General features: G+C 71.0%; 15 protein-coding genes. 9 read left to right on the top strand and 6 right to left on the bottom strand.

The window, feature by feature from the left end; translation table 11 throughout:
• Window positions 1-35: 35 nt before the first annotated feature.
• Window positions 36-536 carry an FBP domain-containing protein gene (locus LQ757_RS13830; RefSeq protein WP_231047825.1) on the top strand — a complete coding sequence of 167 codons (501 nt, stop codon included), beginning with the start codon at window positions 36-38 and terminating at the stop codon, window positions 534-536.
• Between the two features lie 8 nt (window positions 537-544).
• Here the strand turns inward: LQ757_RS13830 and LQ757_RS13825 are convergent, their stop codons facing one another.
• A complete protein-coding gene (locus LQ757_RS13825; RefSeq protein ID WP_231047824.1) occupies window positions 545-1,288 on the bottom strand; it encodes a TetR/AcrR family transcriptional regulator in 744 nt (247 codons plus the stop codon).
• On the opposite strand from LQ757_RS13825, the gene LQ757_RS13820 reads away from it, so the two are divergent.
• Window positions 1,283-1,846: a dihydrofolate reductase family protein gene (locus LQ757_RS13820; RefSeq protein ID WP_231047823.1), complete on the top strand. Its 564-nt coding sequence runs from the start codon at window positions 1,283-1,285 to the stop codon at window positions 1,844-1,846. The two genes, LQ757_RS13825 and LQ757_RS13820, sit on opposite strands and share 6 nt — an antisense overlap.
• A gap of 28 nt (window positions 1,847-1,874) precedes the next feature.
• Here the strand turns inward: LQ757_RS13820 and LQ757_RS13815 are convergent, their stop codons facing one another.
• Both LQ757_RS13815 and LQ757_RS13810 read right to left on the bottom strand, forming a co-directional pair.
• Complete coding sequence (locus tag LQ757_RS13815; RefSeq protein WP_231047822.1) at window positions 1,875-2,636, bottom strand: SGNH/GDSL hydrolase family protein; 762 nt, start codon at window positions 2,634-2,636, stop codon at window positions 1,875-1,877.
• 122 nt (window positions 2,637-2,758) lie between these two features.
• Window positions 2,759-2,953, bottom strand: coding sequence for a DUF1918 domain-containing protein (locus LQ757_RS13810; protein WP_231047821.1), 195 nt, complete (start codon window positions 2,951-2,953; stop codon window positions 2,759-2,761).
• A 194-nt stretch (window positions 2,954-3,147) separates the two neighbouring features.
• Between LQ757_RS13810 and LQ757_RS13805 the strand changes: the two genes are divergently transcribed.
• A complete protein-coding gene (locus LQ757_RS13805) occupies window positions 3,148-4,527 on the top strand; it encodes a GH1 family beta-glucosidase (RefSeq protein ID WP_231047820.1) in 1,380 nt (459 codons plus the stop codon).
• Window positions 4,528-4,569: 42 nt separating this feature from the next.
• On the opposite strand, the gene LQ757_RS13800 is transcribed toward LQ757_RS13805, so the two are convergent.
• Window positions 4,570-6,225 carry a PucR family transcriptional regulator gene (locus tag LQ757_RS13800; RefSeq protein ID WP_231047819.1) on the bottom strand — a complete coding sequence of 552 codons (1,656 nt, stop codon included), beginning with the start codon at window positions 6,223-6,225 and terminating at the stop codon, window positions 4,570-4,572.
• A gap of 223 nt (window positions 6,226-6,448) precedes the next feature.
• Here LQ757_RS13800 and gabT point away from each other — a divergent pair, with 223 nt between their 5' ends.
• The 6 genes from gabT to LQ757_RS13770 all read left to right on the top strand — a co-directional run bounded on the left by gabT (window position 6,449) and on the right by LQ757_RS13770 (window position 14,686).
• On the top strand, window positions 6,449-7,834 hold the full coding sequence (gabT, locus tag LQ757_RS13795; protein WP_231047818.1) for a 4-aminobutyrate--2-oxoglutarate transaminase: 1,386 nt from the start codon (window positions 6,449-6,451) through the stop codon (window positions 7,832-7,834).
• On the top strand, window positions 7,831-9,177 hold the full coding sequence (locus LQ757_RS13790) for a Glu/Leu/Phe/Val family dehydrogenase (protein WP_231047817.1): 1,347 nt from the start codon (window positions 7,831-7,833) through the stop codon (window positions 9,175-9,177). Before gabT ends, LQ757_RS13790 begins: the two co-directional genes overlap by 4 nt.
• 77 nt (window positions 9,178-9,254) lie before the next feature.
• Window positions 9,255-10,724, top strand: a complete 1,470-nt coding sequence (locus LQ757_RS13785; protein ID WP_231047816.1) for an NAD-dependent succinate-semialdehyde dehydrogenase — start codon at window positions 9,255-9,257, stop codon at window positions 10,722-10,724.
• Window positions 10,725-10,784: 60 nt separating this feature from the next.
• Entirely contained in the window at window positions 10,785-12,212 is a 1,428-nt protein-coding gene (locus tag LQ757_RS13780; RefSeq protein ID WP_372459666.1) for a flavin monoamine oxidase family protein, read from the top strand.
• Window positions 12,212-13,090: a universal stress protein gene (locus LQ757_RS13775; protein ID WP_231047814.1), complete on the top strand. Its 879-nt coding sequence runs from the start codon at window positions 12,212-12,214 to the stop codon at window positions 13,088-13,090. Before LQ757_RS13780 ends, LQ757_RS13775 begins: the two co-directional genes overlap by 1 nt.
• 42 nt (window positions 13,091-13,132) lie before the next feature.
• Window positions 13,133-14,686 carry an APC family permease gene (locus tag LQ757_RS13770; RefSeq protein WP_231047813.1) on the top strand — a complete coding sequence of 518 codons (1,554 nt, stop codon included), beginning with the start codon at window positions 13,133-13,135 and terminating at the stop codon, window positions 14,684-14,686.
• 169 nt (window positions 14,687-14,855) lie between these two features.
• Here LQ757_RS13770 and LQ757_RS13765 read toward each other — a convergent pair whose 3' ends face one another.
• Together LQ757_RS13765 and LQ757_RS13760 are read right to left on the bottom strand one after the other, a co-directional pair.
• Entirely contained in the window at window positions 14,856-16,499 is a 1,644-nt protein-coding gene (locus LQ757_RS13765; RefSeq protein WP_231047812.1) for an amidohydrolase, read from the bottom strand.
• The gene (locus LQ757_RS13760) at window positions 16,496-17,728 is read right to left on the bottom strand and encodes an MFS transporter (RefSeq protein ID WP_231047811.1); all 1,233 of its coding nucleotides are present in this window, start codon (window positions 17,726-17,728) and stop codon (window positions 16,496-16,498) included. Before LQ757_RS13760 ends, LQ757_RS13765 begins: the two co-directional genes overlap by 4 nt.
• Between the last annotated feature and the right edge of the window lie 35 nt (window positions 17,729-17,763).

Below are 17,763 nucleotides of genomic sequence, written 5' to 3'. Positions count from 1 at the left end.
CGTAGACTGGATGGGTCGCGCACGGGAGGGGACGCATGCAGGCACTCGTCGAGAGCGACATCCGCTCGACGCTCGGCAACGCCACCGAGGCCGAGCTCGCCCAGGTCTCGCTGCCCGTGCGGTTCTTCGTCACCGAGTGGGCGCCCCTCGATGCGTTCGCGTGGCGCGACCCGCGCATCCCGGCGCGCGGCTACCTCATCACCGAACTCGACGGATCGGCCGCGGGTGTCGTCCTGCGTGCTGCCGAGCGCACCGGCTCCCACCATCGGGCCGCGATCTGCAGCCTCTGCCACACGCAGCAGCCGGGCGACCAGGTCGTGCTCTTCTCGGCGCGGCGTGGTGGTGCGCCGGGTGAGCGGGGCGACAGTGTCGGCACCTACATCTGCAGCGACCTCGCCTGCCAGGAGACGGTGCGGCTGGGCCGTCCGCCGGCGCCCTCCGAGGTGCAACCGAGCACGCACGAACTCGAGCGCATCGAGGGTTTGGCCCGCCGCACGCGGGCGTTCGTCGCCGAGGTGCTCAACGGCGCGGGCTGAGTCGCGAATCAGCGACTCACGGGCGCGGCGTAGCGTGCGACGATCGTCTGAGCTGCTTCGTCGACAACCGTGCGCGTCTCTTCGTCACTGAGCGACCAGTTGCCGTGGACGAGGCGGGGCCAGAAGACGACGGTGGCGATCATGCCGAGGAACTGCGTTGCCGCCAGGTCCAGATCGTCGACGTCGGCGGTTCCCGCAGCGGTTTCCGCTCGGAAGTAGCGCCTGAGTGAAGCGAGCACGGGCAGCGTGCCGAAATCGAACGTTCGCTCCCGCAGCTCCGGAAACCTCGGTGACTCGGCGATCACGGCCCGGATCAGGTCCGCCATCCGAGGGCGGCACAGCAGCTCCACGTACGCGAGGCCCAAGGTCACCAGACCCGCGCGGAAGTCTCCGGACGGCGGGTCTACAGGCACTCCGTCGGGCGCGTCACCCGCGGCGAGCACCGTCGCTTCGAAGAGTTCCGCCTTCGTCGGGAACTGCTTGAACAGTGTCGCCTTGGAGACCCCGGCGCGCTCGGCGACGCGCGCCAGCGAGGTGCGGTCGTATCCGAACTCGAGGAACAGATCTGTGGCCGCGTCGAGGATCGCCGCACGGTTGGTTGCGGCGACCTGTCGATGGTACGCAGAGAGTTCGCGTGACATGAATCCAGTATTCCACAGAGGTGAGTCGCTTGACTCACCTTCGAAGCATCGGTACCGTGGCTTGAGGTGAGTCAGCTGACTCACCTCAAGCCGAAGGAGCCGAACATGCACGACACCACTCCCCAGACCGCCGCCGGGAAGGTCCTCTGGCACTTCTCGATGTCACTCGACGGGTTCGTCGCCGGGCCCGGCCACAGCATGGACTGGATGCCGGATGCGACCAACCGGGCGGGGCTGATAGAGGAATACACCAGCACGACCGGAGCCATCCTCGGCGGACGCGCTGGATGGGACGCCTTCCCCGATCCGAACGCGGTGTACGGCGGCGCCTGGAGCGGGCCGATCTTCGTGCTCACCCATCACCCCGAGGATGCCGAGCCCGCTGAGGGCGTGACGTTCCTCGACTGCGACGTGGCCGAGGCCTTGGAGGCGGCCCAGCGCGCGGCAGGTGGGAAGAATGTCGAGGTGCTCTCGCCGACCGTCGGCCGTCAGCTGCTCGAGCGCGGCCTCATCGACGAGATCGACCTCCACATCCTTCCGGTGCTCCTCGGCGACGGCATCCGGCTGTACGACAACCCGGGTGGATCGCCCGTACCGCTCCGGCTCATCAACGGCGAGCCCATGGCCGAGGTGAATTTCCGATACCACCCGGTTCGCGACCTCGGGTAGCAGCTCACCACGCGCGCGTGCACATCGATCACGCCGACGGCGTCGGTTCGAGCGTGGGGCGCTTGGCGGTGCGGCCGTCGCCCGACGAACGGCCGGTGAGCCGCCGTCCGATCCACGGCAGCACGAACTCGCGATAGTACGCGGCCGTGTTGCGGCTGCGCGCCCCGGGAGGAGCGGCCGCGACCTCGGCGACACCCCACTCGTCGGGCACCGCGACACCGAGCGCAGTGAGCACGTTGCTCGCCACCCGTGCGTGCCCGAGCGCGTTCAGGTGCAGCTTGTCGGGCGACCAGTAGCGGATGTCCCGGAGCCCTCGGTCGTTGAAGTTGTCGACGAAGGTCACTCCCGGCACCTCGGCCAGGTCGACGAGGGCCGCGGTGAGGCGCGCGCCGCGGGCGTCGAACACCTTGCCCATCGGAATGTGCTCGGTGGGGTTGGCGCCGCTGAGCATGAGCACGTGGATGTCGGCCGCGCGGATGCGCTCGATCGCCCCGCGGAACCGCGTAGCGGTCGCCTGCTCGTCCATGCGGGGCCGCAGCATGTCGTTGCCGCCGCCGTTGAAGCTCAGCAGGTCGGGCTTCAGCGCGATCGCGACATCGAGTTGCTCGTCGATGATCGGGCCGAGCTTGCGGCCGCGGATCGCGAGGTTCGCGTAGCCGATCGGCTGGCGAGCGGCCTGCGCCAGACCGAGGGCGACGAAGTCGGCCCAGCCCCGCACGCTGCCGTCGGGCATCTCGTCGCCCACGCCCTCGGTGAAGCTGTCGCCGATCGCCGCGTAGGAGGTGAACATGCCCTCCACGCTAGCGGCCGGACTCGCCGGTCGAGTAGCGCCCCCGAAGGCACGCGTATCGAGACCACCTCGTGCGGGATCTCGGAACGCTCGCTGCGCTCGCTACCCGATCAGCGACGGACTCAGCGCGCCTGGCGCTCGCGCTCGAGCTCGCAATCCGCTCCCGGGTAGAGCAGGGTCTCGTGGCCGTCGTCGAACTTCACGAGGAAGGGCGGCCCGCCGTTCTCTCCGCGCACCTCGAGGATCTCGCCGTGTCGGTCGGCCTGGCCGACCTGCTTGCCGTGGATGACCAATCGATCGCCGACCGCTGCCTGCATGGCGTCCCCTCTCGACTCATCCCAGAGTACGCCCGGGGTCGGCGAGGCGGAAGGTCGCGCGTTCCGGCGGCGAAACGGCGCCTTCCCCTCATCGGGCGCACCGGCTAGGGTGATCGATGTGGGTCAACTGACCCACATGCGCGGCCGCGCGGGGACATCTGATCCCCGCCACGACCAGAGACGGCGGGAACTCGATGACCGAACACCGGCACGAACCGCCGCTGGCAGCACTCCCGCCGTTCGCCCCGGGGTTCCGCTGGGGTGCCGCCACCGCCGCATTCCAGATCGAGGGATCGACCGGCGCCGACGGGCGGGGCTCCTCGATCTGGGACACGTTCTCGCAGACGCCAGGGCGCATTCTCGAGGGCGCGACCGCCGGGATCGCCGCCGACAGCTATCGGCGATACGCCGACGACATCGCGCTCCTCTCCGAACTCGGTGTCACCGACTACCGCTTCTCCATCTCGTGGACACGAGTGCAGCCCGACGGCACCGGGCCGGCGAACGGCCCCGGCCTCGATTACTACGAGCGGGTCGTCGACGGGCTGCTCGGCGCCGGCATCGCTCCGCTGCCGACCTTGTTCCACTGGGACCTTCCCCAGGCGCTCGAAGATGCCGGCGGCTGGCTCGCTCGAGACACCGCGACGCGATTCGCCGACTACGTCGCGCTCGTGCTCGACCGGCTCGGTGACCGCGTGCACCGGTGGATCACGCTGAACGAGCCGGCGATGATGACGCTGCAGGGCTACGCCCTCGGCACCCAGGCACCCGGTCGTGCGCTCATGATGGGCGCCCTGCCCACGGCGCATCACCAGTTGCTCGCCCATGGCCTCGCGGTCTCGGCGATCCGCGCGAACAGCACCGCCGAGGTCGGCATCACCAACAACCACACGCTCGTCGTGCCGGCCTCCGATGCCCCCGGCGATCAACTCGCGGCGGCGGCGTTCGACCTCGTCTACAACCGCATCTTCGCCGATCCCGTGCTCGCAGGCGCATACCCCGACCTGTCGGCATTCGGCATCGACGGGTTCCCGGGCGTGCAGCCGGGCGACCTCGAGCTGATCGCCGCCCCGCTGGACTTCTACGGGGTCAACTTCTACAACCCCACGCGCGTGGCAGCGGCATCCGCCGGCTCGGAATTCGCCGCGGCCGGCCTGCCGTTCGAACCCGCCGACTTCGTGGACGTGCCGGTCACGGGCTTCGGCTGGCCGATCGTTCCCTCGGCGTTCGCCGACGTGCTCGTCGGGCTGCAGGACGACTACGGCGACCGGCTGCCCCCGATCGTGATCACCGAGAACGGGGCATCGTTCCCCGACGTCGTGGTCGACGGAGCCGTGCACGACGTCGAGCGCATCGCGTACCTCGACGCGCACCTGAGCGCCGTCAGGCACGCCGTTGAGCTCGGCGTCGACGTGCGGGGCTACTTCGTCTGGTCGCTCATCGACAACTTCGAATGGGCCGAGGGGTACACGCAGCGCTTCGGCCTCGTGCACATCGACTTCGACTCGGGCGAACGGACCCGCAAGGACTCGTTCGACTGGTACCGCGGGGTCATCGCCGCCCAGTCGCGCTGACGCGGGCGCGCGCCGGCGCTCGCCGGGCCGTCGCCGACGGCGTCAGCCCACGGCGAGCAGGGCCGCCCAGAGGTCGGCGCGGGCGTGGAAGCCCGAGAGGTCGCGGCCGAGTAGCCGCTCGGCGAGGGCGATGCGGCTGCGCACGGTGTGCCGATGCACGCCGAGCGCCTGCGCCGTGGCGTCGAACTGCCCGCCGTGCTCGAGCCAGGTTCGCGTGGTCGTGACGAGCGAGGTGCCGTGTGCGGCATCGTGCTCGGTGAGCGGCGCGAGGGTCGCGAGCGCGACGGCGCGCGCGTCGGTGCGGGCGAGGAACGCGAGCACGCCCTGGCGGCTGATCTCCTCGAAGTACGAGACGCCGGCGCCGGTCTCGCGGGCGCGCTCGAGCGCGCGCATCGCCTGCTCGTGCGCGAGCGCCATGCCGCCGGTCGCGCCCGCGGCGATGCCGCCGGCCGCGGCGATGCCGCCCGCCGCGCCGCCGTCGCTCCCGCCGACCGGGTCGGACACCCCCACCGGCAGCCCGAACTCCGACGCGAGCTCGTCGGCGAGCCCCGCATCGTGCTGCTCGACGACGAGCACGAACTGCTCGTCGTCACGCCCGAAGAACAGGCGCCCCTCGCGTTCCTCGACGCGCAGCTCGAGCAACTCGGTGAGTTGATCGACGTGGGCCAGCGGGGCATCCGTCACCATGACCCGCACCGGCGCATGCGGCAATTCGCCCCACATCTCGGCGGCGACCCGCTCGGCGAGCGCCGTGTCGCCGGCGAGGATGCTGCGCAGCAGTCCCGACCTCAGGTGCCCACGCGCCCGGTCGAGGTCGCGGTTCTGCTCGAGTGCGAGCCCGGCGAGGGCGATGACCGAGGTGACCACCTCGCGGCCGGCCTGGTCGAGCTCGGGGGAGTCGCCGATCGCGAGCACTCCGCGAAGCGCCCCGCCGCCGCCGAGGGTCTGCAGGGTCAGGCGCTGCGGGGCATCCGTCGACTCGGCGGCGAGCAGCGTGCGACTCGCGCGCTGGCCCCGCCGCAGCATCGATCGCGCCTCGCCGACGACCTCGCCGAGTGCGGGCTGGCCGAGTCCGCCGGGTGGCGCCTCGCGGTCGACCGACCCGGTCGCATCGATGAGCCCGACCCACGTGCCCAGCCGCCTCGAGAGCTCGGCGAGGGTCGCCGAGAGCCCGTCGGGTCGCAGGGCCGCGAGCGAGATCGCGCGTTGCGCCGCGAGCGCCCACGCCTGGCGGGCGTAGGCGTCTTCGGCGAGCAGGTCGGCGACGAGCCGGGCGATCGCGATGAACGGCACCCGGTACGGCACCTCGAACAGCGGGAGTCCCTGCGCGGTGCATGCTGCGATGAGCGCGTCGGGAGTGCCCGCGCGGATGACCTCGGTGCCGAACCCGAGCGCCGCGACGCCCGCCTCGCGGAGGCGGCGCACGTAGGCGTCGGCGAAGGCGCCGTTCTCGGATGCCCCGCCATCGGATGCCCCGCCTGAGGTGCCGGCGTCGTCGGACGCCGCGTCGCCGAACTGCGTGCCGGTCGTGAGCAGCACGTGCCCCGCGTCGAGGAACGGGGTCGGGTCGGGCAGGTCGGAGCTGTGCGCCCAGGCGACCGGCGTCTCGAGCGCGCCCGGGGCGAGCGTGGCGGTTGGGGTGAGCAACCCGAGACCGAGTTCGGTACGGTCGAGCAGGGTCTGCACGGTGGGCTTCATTGCGCCTCCTCGGCATGTCGTCGGTCGAGTGCGACGAAGGAGCGTATCGAGACCCGTGCGTGATCTGGATACGGCCCTGGCGGGCCTACTCGATCGACGAGCGAGCTTATACGCGGCGTCCAACAACCTGTACCCGAGTGTACACGCGGGCGCTGAGCCATCCGATCGCCGCGACCTACCATCGACGCATCAGCCACCGCCGCCACCTTGCATCGGAGCAGCCATGACTCTCGTCGACACCCCGGCCACGCCGGCCACCGCCACCGGAGGCCCCGCGCTCGCGCAGGAGCGCCGCCTCGTCACCGCCATCCCGGGCCCGCGCTCGCAGGAGCTCATGGCGCGCAAGGCCGAGGCCGTCGCCTCGGGTGTCGGCACCACCATTCCCGTCTCGGTCGTCGCCGCGGGCGGCGGGGTTCTCGTCGACGCCGACGACAACTCGCTCATCGACCTCGGCTCGGGCATCGCCGTCACCGGTGTCGGCAACGCCAACCCGCGCGTGGTCGAGGCCGTGAAGGCCCAGCTCGACGCGTTCACCCACACGTGCTTCACCGTCGCACCCTACGAGAGCTACGTGGCCGTCGCCGAGAAGCTCAACGAGCTCACGCCCGGCGACCATGTCAAGCGCTCGGCGCTGTTCAACTCGGGCGCCGAGGCCGTCGAGAACGCCGTGAAGATCGCCCGTCACTTCACGAAGAAGCAGGCCGTCGTCGCGTTCGACCACGCGTACCACGGCCGCACGAACCTCACCATGGGCCTCACCGCGAAGAACATCCCGTACAAGAGCGGCTTCGGCCCGTTCGCGTCCGAGGTGTACCGCGCGCCGCTCTCGTACCCGTTCCGCGACGGCGGCCTGTCGGGCGCCGAGGCCGCGGCCCGCGCGATCACCCAGATCGAGAAGCAGGTCGGCGCCGAGAACCTCGCCGCGATCATCATCGAGCCCATCCAGGGCGAAGGCGGCTTCATCGTCCCGGCGCAGGGCTTCCTTCCGGCGCTCGTCGAGTGGGCCCGCGCGAACGACGTCGTGTTCATCGCCGATGAGGTGCAGACCGGCTTCGGCCGCACGGGCGCCTGGTTCGCGAGTGAGCACGACGGCATCGTCCCCGACCTCGTCGTCACGGCGAAGGGCATCGCGGGCGGCCTGCCGCTTTCGGCGGTCACCGGTCGCGCCGAGATCATGGACTCCGCCATGGCCGGCGGTCTCGGCGGCACCTACGGCGGCAACCCGCTCGCGTGCACCGCGGCGCTCGCCGCGATCGAGTCGTACGAGGCCGACGGCCTCATCGAGCGTGCCCGCGAGATCGGCGCCGTGCTCATCGGCCGCCTCAACGCGCTGCGCACCGCAGACGCGCGCATCGGCGACGTGCGGGGCCGCGGCGCGATGGTCGCGATCGAACTCGTCGACCCCGAGACCGGCGCACCCGACGCGGCCCTCACGAACGCCATCGCGAAGCACGCCCACCAGAACGGCGTCGTCGTGCTCACGTGCGGCACGTACGGCAACGTGATCCGCTTCCTTCCCCCGCTCACGATTTCGGACGAGCTCCTCATCGAGGGTCTCGCCATCGTTGCCGAAGGGCTCCGTATCGCAGAAGGGCTCAAGGCGGCATGACCGACGTGCTCGCGGCGACGACGATGTCGACCGCAACGGATGCCTCGCAGGCAGGTTTCGAGACGGCGACTTCGTCGGCTCCTCAACCCGCCGACGCCCACGTCGCGACACCGCTGAGCGACGCGCGGTCGCAGCTCGCCGAGGCGGTGGGGCTGCTGGGCCTCACCGACGGCCTGCACCAGATGCTCGCGACCCCGCGCCGCGAGCTGAGTGTGGCGGTGCCCCTGCGCATGGACTCGGGCGAGAGCCGGCTGTACCTCGGCTACCGCGTGCAGCACAACTTCTCGCGCGGCCCCGCCAAGGGCGGCCTGCGCTACGCGCCCAACGTGAACCTCGACGAGGTGCGCGCGCTCGCGATGTGGATGACCTGGAAGTGTGCGCTGCTGGACGTGCCCTATGGCGGTGCGAAGGGCGGTCTCGCGATCGACCCGCGCGAGCACTCGATGGCCGAGCTCGAGCGCGTCACGCGTCGCTACACGAGCGAGATCCTGCCGATCATCGGGCCCGAGCGCGACATCCCCGCGCCCGACATCGGCACGGACGAGCAGACCATGGCGTGGATGATGGACACGTACTCCGTCAACAGCGGATACACGGTGCCCGGCATCGTCACCGGCAAGCCGATCTCGCTCGGCGGGTCGCAGGGCCGCGCGAGCGCGACGAGCCGCGGCGTCACCCACATCGCGCTCGCCGCGCTGCGTCATGTCGGCCTCGAGCCCTCCCGCTCGACCGCCGCCGTGCAGGGCTTCGGCAAGGTCGGTGCCGACGCGGCGCGCTTCCTCGTCGAGGCGAGCGTCACCGTCACGGGCGTGAGCGACCAGTACGGCGCCGTGTTCAACGCCGCAGGCCTCGACATCGAGGCGCTGGGCGACCACGTGCGTGCGACCGGCTCGGTCGTCGGCTTCGCGGGCGCCGAGCCCATCGAGGGCGCCGACCTGCTCACGCTCGAGGTCGACCTGCTCGTGCCGGCCGCCGTCGAGGGCGTGCTGCACGACGGCAACGCCGGCCGCGTCGGCGCGAAGGTCGTCGTCGAGGGCGCCAACGGCCCCACGACCCCGGCCGCCGACCGCATCATGCGCGAGCGCGGCATCCTCGTCGTGCCCGACATCCTCGCGAACGCCGGCGGCGTGATCGTCTCGTACTTCGAGTGGGTGCAGGCGAACCAGGCGTATTGGTGGCGCGCCGACGAGGTCGAGAGCAGACTGGAAGAGCGGATGCTGAGCGCCTGGCAGTGCGTGCTCGGCTACGCCGTGGCGCGAGGACTGTCGCTGCGCACTGCGGCGACCGCGCTGGCGGTCGAACGCGTCGCCGAAGCGCACAAGCTCCGCGGCCTCTACCCCTGATCGACGGGGAACTCCCGCCGGGACATCCGATCGCCACCGAAACCGCCACCGAGAATCACGAAACGGAAACGACACGCATGACGAACGCAACACTCGAAGCCACCGTGCTCGACAAGGTCAACGGCGGACTGTTCATCGCCGGCGAGTGGGTCGACGCCGAGGGCGGCAAGACCCTCGCCGTCATCGACCCGTCGACGGGCGAGACGATCAAGGAGATCGCGGATGCCTCGCCGGCCGACGGCATCCGCGCGCTCGACGCGGCCGTGGCCGCACAGGAGGCATGGGCCGCCACCCCGCCGCGCCAGCGCGGTGAGCTTCTTCGTCGTGCCTTCGACCTGCTGCAGGAGCGCAAAGAGGAGTTCGCGCTGCTCATGACGCTCGAGATGGGCAAGCCGATCGCCGAGGCGCGCGGCGAGGTCGCCTACGGCGGCGAGTTCCTGCGCTGGTTCAGTGAAGAGGCGGTGCGCATCTCGGGCCGCTACGGCCTGAACCCCGAGGGCACCGGCCACATGGTCGTGTCGCAGCGCCCGGTCGGTCCGTCGTTCTTCATCACGCCGTGGAACTTCCCGCTCGCGATGGCGACGCGCAAGATCGCGCCGGCGCTCGCTGCCGGATGCACCGTGGTGATCAAGCCCCCGGCGCTCACGCCGCTGACGACCATCGCCTTCGTGCAGCTGCTCGAAGAGGTCGGCCTGCCCGCCGGCGTCGTCAACGTCATCGCGACGTCGACGTCGTCGAAGGTGTCGGCGCCGATCATCGCCGACCCGCGGCTGCGCAAGCTGAGCTTCACGGGCTCGACCGAGGTCGGCCGTGCCCTCATGGCGCAGTCGGCGCAGGGCATCCTGCGCACGAGCATGGAGCTCGGCGGCAACGCGCCGTTCGTCGTGTTCGACGACGCCGACCTCGACAAGGCGGTCGACGGGGCGATGCTCGCGAAGTTCCGCAACATCGGCCAGGCCTGCACCGCGGCCAACCGCTTCATCGTGCACGAGGACGTCGCCGCCGAGTTCGCCCGCCGCGTCACCGAGCGGGTCTCGGCGATGCGCGTGGGTCGCGGCACCGAAGACGGCATCGCCATCGGCCCGCTGATCGACGACAAGGCGGTCGCCACGACCGACGAGCTCGTCAAGGACGCCGTCGACAAGGGTGCGACGCTGCTCACCGGCGGCGCGGTGATCTCCGGTGCGGGCTCGTTCTACTCGCCCACGGTGCTCGGTTCGGTCCCGGCCGACGCGCGCCTGCTGCGCGAGGAGATCTTCGGCCCGGTGCTCGGCATCACGACCTTCGCCGACGAAGACGAGGCCGTGCGCCTCGCGAACAACACCGAGTACGGGCTCGTCTCGTACGTGTACACGCAAGACCTGGCGCGGGGCCACCGCATGATCGAGCGCCTCGCCACCGGCATGATGGGCCTGAACACCGGCCTCGTCTCGAACGCCGCCGCTCCCTTCGGCGGAATCAAGCAGTCGGGCATCGGCCGCGAGGGCGGGTTCGAAGGCATCCACGAGTACCTCGACACCAAGTACACGCTCATCCCGGTGAGCTGAGCGTTTCCGTCGGTCGAGTAGCCGCGCAGCGGCGTATCGAGACCCACTCGACTGGTCTCGATACGGGCCTTCGGCCCTACTCGACCGACGCATGCACGCACGAAGAACGAAGAGACAGGAATCATGGAACGCATCGACACGGATGTCGTCATCGTCGGCGCCGGCGCCGCCGGGCTCACCGCCGCCACCAAGCTGGTCGCCGCGGGCAGGAGCGTCGTCGTGCTCGAGGCCCGCGACCGCGTCGGCGGCCGCCTCTGGACCGACACGATCGAGGGCGCCATGCTCGAGATCGGCGGCCAGTGGGTCTCGCCCGATCAGGACGCCCTCATCGAGACGCTGGACGAGCTCGGCCTCGAGACCTACTCGCGCTACCGCGAGGGCGAGAACGTCTACATCGACAAGAAGGGCGAGCGGCGCCTCTTCGAGGGCGAGATCTTCCCCGTGCCGGCGAAGACCGAGGGCGAGATCGTCGGCCTCATCGAGAAGCTCGACGAGCTCGTCGCGCAGATCGACCCCGACGAGCCGTGGGCGCACCCGAAGGCCAAGGAGCTCGACGAGATCTCGTTCGCGCACTGGCTCGAGACGCAGACCGACGACGAAGAGGCGCGCCTGAACATCGGCATGTTCATCGCCGGTGCGATGCTCACGAAGCCCGACCACGCGTTCTCGGCGCTGCAGGCGCTGCTCATGGCCGCGTCGGCCGGCTCGTTCTCGAATCTCGTCGACGCCGACTTCATCCTCGACAAGCGCGTCGTCGGCGGCCTGCAGCAGGTGCCGCTCGGGCTCGCCGAGCGGCTCGGCGAGCGCGTGCGGCTCGGCCAGGCGGTGCGCACGATCCGCTGGGGGACGGATGTCCCTGGCGCCGGCGTCGTCGCCGTGACCGACACGCTCGAGGTGCACGCGGCACGGGTCATCCTGGCCGTCCCGCCGATCCTCTTCAGCCGCATCTCGTACGACCCGCCGCTGCCGCGCCGCCAGCACCAGCTGCACCAGCACCTGTCGATGGGGTTCGTCATCAAGGTGCACGCCGTCTACGAGACGCCGTTCTGGCGCGACGCCGGCCTCAGCGGCACCGCGTTCAGCCCGTACGAGCTCTGCCACGAGTCCTACGACAACACGAACCACGACGACCCGCGCGGCACGCTCGTCGGCTTCGTCTCCGACGAAGAGGCCGACGGGGTGTTCACGCTGAGCACCGAGGAGCGCAAGGCGCGCATCCTCGAGTCGCTCTCGCACTACTACGGCGAGCAGGCGCTCACCCCGGTCGTCTACTACGAGAGCGACTGGGGCAGTGAGGAGTGGACCCGCGGCGCGTACGCGGCGAGCTTCGACATGGGCGGTCTCGCGCGGTACGGCGCCGACCTGCGCACGCCCGTCGGCCCGATCCATTTCGCGTGCAGCGACATGGCGGGCAAGGGCTACCAGCACGTCGATGGGGCGATCCGCATGGGACGGCTCGTCGCCGCCAAGATCCTCGAAGGCCGCTGATGTCCGGTCCCGATCGCATCGTCGTCGGCTACACGGCCGACGAGTCGGGTGCCGACGCCCTCGCCCTCGGTGCGCGGCTCGCCGCCGCGACGGAGGCGCTGCTCGAGGTCGTCATGGTGCTGCCGATCGAGGCGCGGGGCGGCGTCGTGCCGCCCGACACCGGCTACGAGCGTCACCTCAAGGAGCGCTCGCGCACCTGGCTCGCCGAAGCCTCGGCCACGCTCGACGACGACATCGCGCAGCAGCTGCACATCCGCTACGCGGAGTCTTTCGCCGAGGGGCTCATCGAGGCCGCGCACGAGTTCGGCGCCTCGTTCATCGTCGTGGGGGCGGCCCGCGGCGGCCTGCTCGGACGCATGCGCGTCGGCTCGGTCGCGAGCGCGCTGCTGCATTCGTCGGATGTCCCGGTGGCCCTCGCGCCCGCGGGCGCTCGCGAGGTCGCGCCGGCACAGGGGGTCACCCGCATCACGGCGGCGATCGGCACGCGCGCGGGGTCGAGTGCCGTGCTCGAGGCATCCGTTCGCTTCGCCCGCTCGGCGCACGCGCCGCTGCGCCTGCTGTCGCTCGTGCCCATCGACCTGCCCTCGGGCATGGACGAGGAGCTCGCCGACCTCACGAGCAGCGCGCACGCCGACGAAGTGCTCGTCGAGGCGCAGCGCGCGCTGCCGGCCGGCGTCGACGCGACCGTCGTGACCGCCACGGGCGCGAGCATCGAGGAATCGGTGCGCGACCTCGAGTGGCATGCCGGCGAAGTCGTGCTCGTCGGTTCGAGCCGGCTCGCGACGCCGCATCACCTGTTCCTGGGATCGACCGCCGCGAAGATGCTTCGCGAACTGCCGGTGCCCGTCGTCGTGGTGCCGCGCACCACGACCCCCTGACGTCGTGATGCCGCGCACCACGACCTCCTGAAAGAGACTGCGATGACGCAACAACCCGACTACCAGCCCCCGTTGACCGAAGCGACCCGCGCGGTCGACGGCGCCGAGCACGGCATCACGAAGAAGGGGCTGTCGGCCGGTTCCGTCGGCCTCATCGGCGCGATCGTCATCGGCATCTCGTGCATCGCCCCCGCGTACACGCTCACGGCCGCCCTCGGCCCGACCGTGTCGGAGGTCGGGGTGCAGGTGCCCGCGATCATCCTCGTCGGGTTCATCCCGATGCTGCTCGTCGCGTTCGGCTATCGCGAGCTCAACCGGCGCATGCCCGACTCGGGCACGTCGTTCACGTGGGCGACCCGCGCCTTCGGCCCGTGGATCGGCTGGATGGCCGGCTGGGGGCTCATCGCCGCCACCATCCTCGTGCTCTCGAACCTCGCGGGCATCGCGGTCGACTTCCTGTTCCTGCTGATCTCGCAGATCGCGGGCAACCCCGAGATCGCCGACCTCGCGGCGAATCCGCTCATCAACGTCACCGTCTGCCTGCTCTTCGTCGCCGCGGCGACATGGGTGTCGTACCGCGATATGCAAACCACGCAGAAGCTGCAGTACTGGCTCGTCGGCTTCCAGGTGCTCGTGCTCCTGCTCTTCGCGGGCGCGGCGCTCGTGGAGGTCGCCAACGGCAACGCGTTCGACGCGACGGCGATCGAGCTGAGCTGGTTCAACCCGTTCGCCGTGGAGTCGTTCTCCGCGTTCGCGGCCGGCCTCTCGCTGTCGATCTTCATCTTCTGGGGCTGGGACGTCACGCTCACGATGAACGAGGAGACGAAGGGGTCGGAGAAGACACCCGGCCGTGCGGCGACCATCACGGTCGTCACGATCGTGGTGCTGTACCTGCTCATCGCGGTCGCGCTCATCGCCTATGCGGGTGTCGGCACGGGCGAGTTCGGACTCGGCAACCCCGACATCCAGGACAACGTGTTCTTCCACCTCGCCGGCCCGATCCTCGGCCCGCTCGCGGTGCTCGTGTCGCTCGCCGTGCTCACCTCGTCGGCGTCGTCGTTGCAGTCGACGTTCGTGTCGCCCGCGCGCACCCTGCTCGCGATGGGCCACTACGGCGCCCTTCCCGAGAAGTTCGCGAAGGTGAGCCCGCGGTTCTTCACGCCGGGCTACGCGACGATCGTCTCGGCCGTCGTGGCGTCGGTGTTCTACGCCGTCATGCGGTTCCTCAGCGAAGACGTGCTCTGGGACACGATCACCGCGCTCGGCATGATGATCTGCTTCTACTACGGCATCACCGCGTTCGCGTGCGTGTGGTTCTTCCGCAAGGTGTGGTGGCGGTCAGTGCGCAACTTCTTCTTCACCCTGCTGTTCCCGCTGCTCGGCGGCGTGATCCTCGGCGTGCTGTTCTTCACCACGCTCATCGACAGCATGAACCCCGACTACGGCAGCGGCTCGGACATCTTCGGAGTCGGCCTCGTGTTCGTGCTCGGCATGGTCGTGCTGCTGTCGGGTGTCGTGATCATGGTGTGGCAGTGGTGGAAGCGGCCGGGCTTCTTCCGCGGCGAGACGCTGACGCGCGCGTCCGCCGAGGACTGACGGCGGGCGGCTGAGCGCGGGCTGCGGCTCGGGTCACGCCGCTCAGGAGAATGGGCCCCATGCCCGCTGTGAGGCGGGGATGGGGCCCATTCTCCTGAATAGCGTCGGGTCGACGGGGTCGTCGGGTGGTCGGGGCGTTGGACGGGCGGATGTCCCGCCCGGTTGCCTCTCAGGCCGAGGATGCCTCGACGGGGGCTCGCTCGGCCTCGTACGCCGGCTCGCCCGCGACGACCGTGCGCACGACGCGAGCCTCGAGCAGCACATCGGTGCCCTCGCTGAACGGATCCCGGTCGAGGACCGCGAAGTCGGCCGCGAGCCCCACGGCGATGCGGCCCCGCTCGTGCTCCTCGAGGCAGCTCGCGGCGGCATCGCGCGTGGCGTGGGCGAGCGCGTCGGCGAGGGGCACCGCGTACTCCGGGTGGTTCGCGGGGTATGAGCCGTCGAGCGCCGAGCGGCGCGTCGCCGCGATGTAGAGATTCGGCAGCGCCTCGTGCGGCGCGGTCGGGGCATCGGTCGAGAACGCCAGCAGCGCGCCCGCCTCGGTGAACTCCGTCCAGGCGAAGCCGCGGTCGGCGCGCTCGTCGCCGAGCATGGCGGCCCAGTTCGCCCAGATGGCCGGGTCGGCGTGCACGGGCTGCATCGACGCGGTGACGCCGAGCGCGGCCATGCGGCCGGCCGTCGCGGGAGCAGCGTACTCGAGGTGCTCGATGCGGTGACGCCGCGGGCGCTCGCCGTTCACGGCGTGGGCGTGCTCGAGCGCGTCGAGCGCCACGTCGCTCGCGAGGTCGCCGATCGCGTGCAGCGCCACCTGCAGGCCGGCCGCGTCGGCGGCGGCCACCACGGGGCGCAGGCGCTCGAGCGGCCAGATTGGGTCGGCGTTCGAGCCGTCGGCGTACGGATGCCGCATCGCGGCCGTGCACGCGTCGATCACGCCGTCGAGCACGAGCTTGATGCCGGCGACCTTGAGCCACGGGCGGTGTTCGCCCGCGAGCTCGACTGCCCGCCGAACCTGGGCGAGGTTCTGCGCATCGTCGCCAGTGTTGGCGATGAACCAGTGCACGAGCACGCGGATGGGCAGCATGCCGCCGCGCCGCGCGGCCGCGCGGTCGAATGCCGCGAGCCCGAGTTCGTCGAACGCCATGTCGACCACGCCCGTGACGCCCGTGGCGAGGTACGCGGCGATCGTGCGCTCAACCGCGGCGTCGCGGTCGGCGTCGGTCGCGGCATCCGCCAGCAGGGTCCATACGTGCTGCTGCGCCGCGGTCTCGAAGAGCATGCCGTCGGGCTCGCCGTCGGCGCCTCGGCCGATGCGACCTCCGATCGGATCGGGGGTGTCGCGGTCGATGCCGAGCTCGCGCAGTGCGGCCGAGTTGACCCAGACGGAGTGGTAGTCGTTCGCGTCGAGGTACACCGGCACGTCGGCGACGGCCTCGTCGAGCATCGCCGCCGTGGGCGCCCCGCCCGGAACGGAGTCGAAAAGCCATCCGCGGCCGAGCAGCCGCGGAGCATCGGGATCGGCCTCGCGCGCCGCGCGCAGCCGCTCGTGGATCTCCGCGAGCGTGCGCGCGTCGGTCAGGCCGACCTTGCCGAGCGCCTCGCCCATCATGACGAGGTGCGTGTGCGCGTCGATGAAGCCGGGCACCACGACCCGGCCGCCCAGGTCGACCGTCGTGGCATCCGGCCCGGCGAACGCTGCGGCGTCGGCGTCGGAGCCGACGAACGCGATGCGCCCGCCCTCGGTGACGATCGCCTCGGCCCACGCGGGCTCGTCGGCGGTGAACACGCGGCCGCTGGAGTGGAGCACCCGGGTCATGCGTTCACCCCCTCGACGACCGCGGCGGCGGGCTCCTCGGTGCGCTGCAGTCGCGTCGAGATGCGCGCGACGAGGAAGGCGGGGACCGCGAGCGCGAAGCTCGCGACGCCGAGCACCACGGTGAAGCCCTGGTAGCCGAACGACTCGACGAGCGCCGCGCCGATCACCGGCGTGAGGGCCGAGCCCACGAGGTACACGGCGAGGAGCGGGCCCGACCAGCGGCCGTCGGCGTCGAGGGCCGCGGCGGTCGACACGAAGTAGAGGAAGGCGATCGCGTAGACGGTGTTCCACGCGATGAACACCACGATGAACACGGTCGGGTCGGTCACGAAGCCCTCGGCGATCTTCAGCACACCGCCGGCGGCGAGCAGGATCGCGAGCGGCACCGCTCGCCCGAGGCGGTCGCCGACGATCATGAGCAGGATGGCGCCGACGATGCCGCCCGCGGTCGCGCCGCTCAGTGCGATGCCGAGACCCTCGGGCGTGAGCGCGGCCTGGTCGGCACCCATGACGCCCGCCATGGCCCACAGCGAGTCCTCGCTCACGGCCCACAGCGCGAAGGTGCCGAGCAGTACGAAGCCGGCGATGGTCTCGGCGCGGTGCGGCCGACGGGTGACGACGTCGGATGCCGCGGCGCCCGCAGGCGCGGCCGCGTGCTCCACGACCGGGGCGGAGGGCAGCCACGCCGACGCGAACAGCACCACGAGGGCGAAGAGCGCGAGGGTGCCGAACACGCTGATCGGCACGAGCGGAAGCAACGGCACCAGGGCCAGGATCACCGTGACGATCGCACGATTCGCCAACCCGTTGAACCCGGCGACCCGGTCGGGATTGATGAACGCGGCCAACGCGGCGCCCGACGACGACACCGCGCCGCCGGCGCCGATACCGCCGACGAGCAGGCCCGCCACGACGATCCACGGCGTCGGCACGAGCGCTGCGGCACCGAAGCCCGCAGCGGCGACGATCAGGCCGACGCGTGCGACGAGCAGCCGGTGCGGCCCGGCACTGGGCTTGGCGGTGGCGAGGCCGGTCACGGCGGTGAGGAGCAGGGTGCCCGTCACGAGCCAGCTGGCGGTGAGCACGTCGACCTCGAGCGCCGACTGCGCCGCGGCGATCATGTAGGGCGAGAGGTTCACGCCGAGGTAGCCGGCGATGCCGATCCCGAACGTGGCGACGGCACTGGGGAGTCGCAGGGGGATGCGGACCGATGGGAGGGAGTGGGACACGGGGGACCTCCGGGGTTGGCACGACGATGTGCGCG

It is taken from the genome of Agromyces cavernae, assembly GCF_021044935.1.
Taxonomy (GTDB): Bacteria; Actinomycetota; Actinomycetes; order Actinomycetales; family Microbacteriaceae; genus Agromyces; species Agromyces cavernae.
Note: the sequence above shows the minus strand (reverse complement) of the source record. Positions and strands in the feature narration are given on the sequence as shown.

Coding starts and splice junctions, on each gene's coding strand:
- LQ757_RS13830 (WP_231047825.1), top strand. CDS start 36: ATGCAGGCACTCGTCGAGAGCGACATCCGCTCGACGCTCGGCAACGCC.
- LQ757_RS13820 (WP_231047823.1), top strand. CDS start 1,283: ATGCACGACACCACTCCCCAGACCGCCGCCGGGAAGGTCCTCTGGCAC.
- LQ757_RS13815 (WP_231047822.1), bottom strand. CDS start 2,636: ATGTTCACCTCCTACGCGGCGATCGGCGACAGCTTCACCGAGGGCGTG.
- LQ757_RS13810 (WP_231047821.1), bottom strand. CDS start 2,953: ATGCAGGCAGCGGTCGGCGATCGATTGGTCATCCACGGCAAGCAGGTC.
- LQ757_RS13805 (WP_231047820.1), top strand. CDS start 3,148: ATGACCGAACACCGGCACGAACCGCCGCTGGCAGCACTCCCGCCGTTC.
- LQ757_RS13800 (WP_231047819.1), bottom strand. CDS start 6,225: ATGAAGCCCACCGTGCAGACCCTGCTCGACCGTACCGAACTCGGTCTC.
- gabT (WP_231047818.1), top strand. CDS start 6,449: ATGACTCTCGTCGACACCCCGGCCACGCCGGCCACCGCCACCGGAGGC.
- LQ757_RS13790 (WP_231047817.1), top strand. CDS start 7,831: ATGACCGACGTGCTCGCGGCGACGACGATGTCGACCGCAACGGATGCC.
- LQ757_RS13785 (WP_231047816.1), top strand. CDS start 9,255: ATGACGAACGCAACACTCGAAGCCACCGTGCTCGACAAGGTCAACGGC.
- LQ757_RS13775 (WP_231047814.1), top strand. CDS start 12,212: ATGTCCGGTCCCGATCGCATCGTCGTCGGCTACACGGCCGACGAGTCG.
- LQ757_RS13770 (WP_231047813.1), top strand. CDS start 13,133: ATGACGCAACAACCCGACTACCAGCCCCCGTTGACCGAAGCGACCCGC.
- LQ757_RS13765 (WP_231047812.1), bottom strand. CDS start 16,499: ATGACCCGGGTGCTCCACTCCAGCGGCCGCGTGTTCACCGCCGACGAG.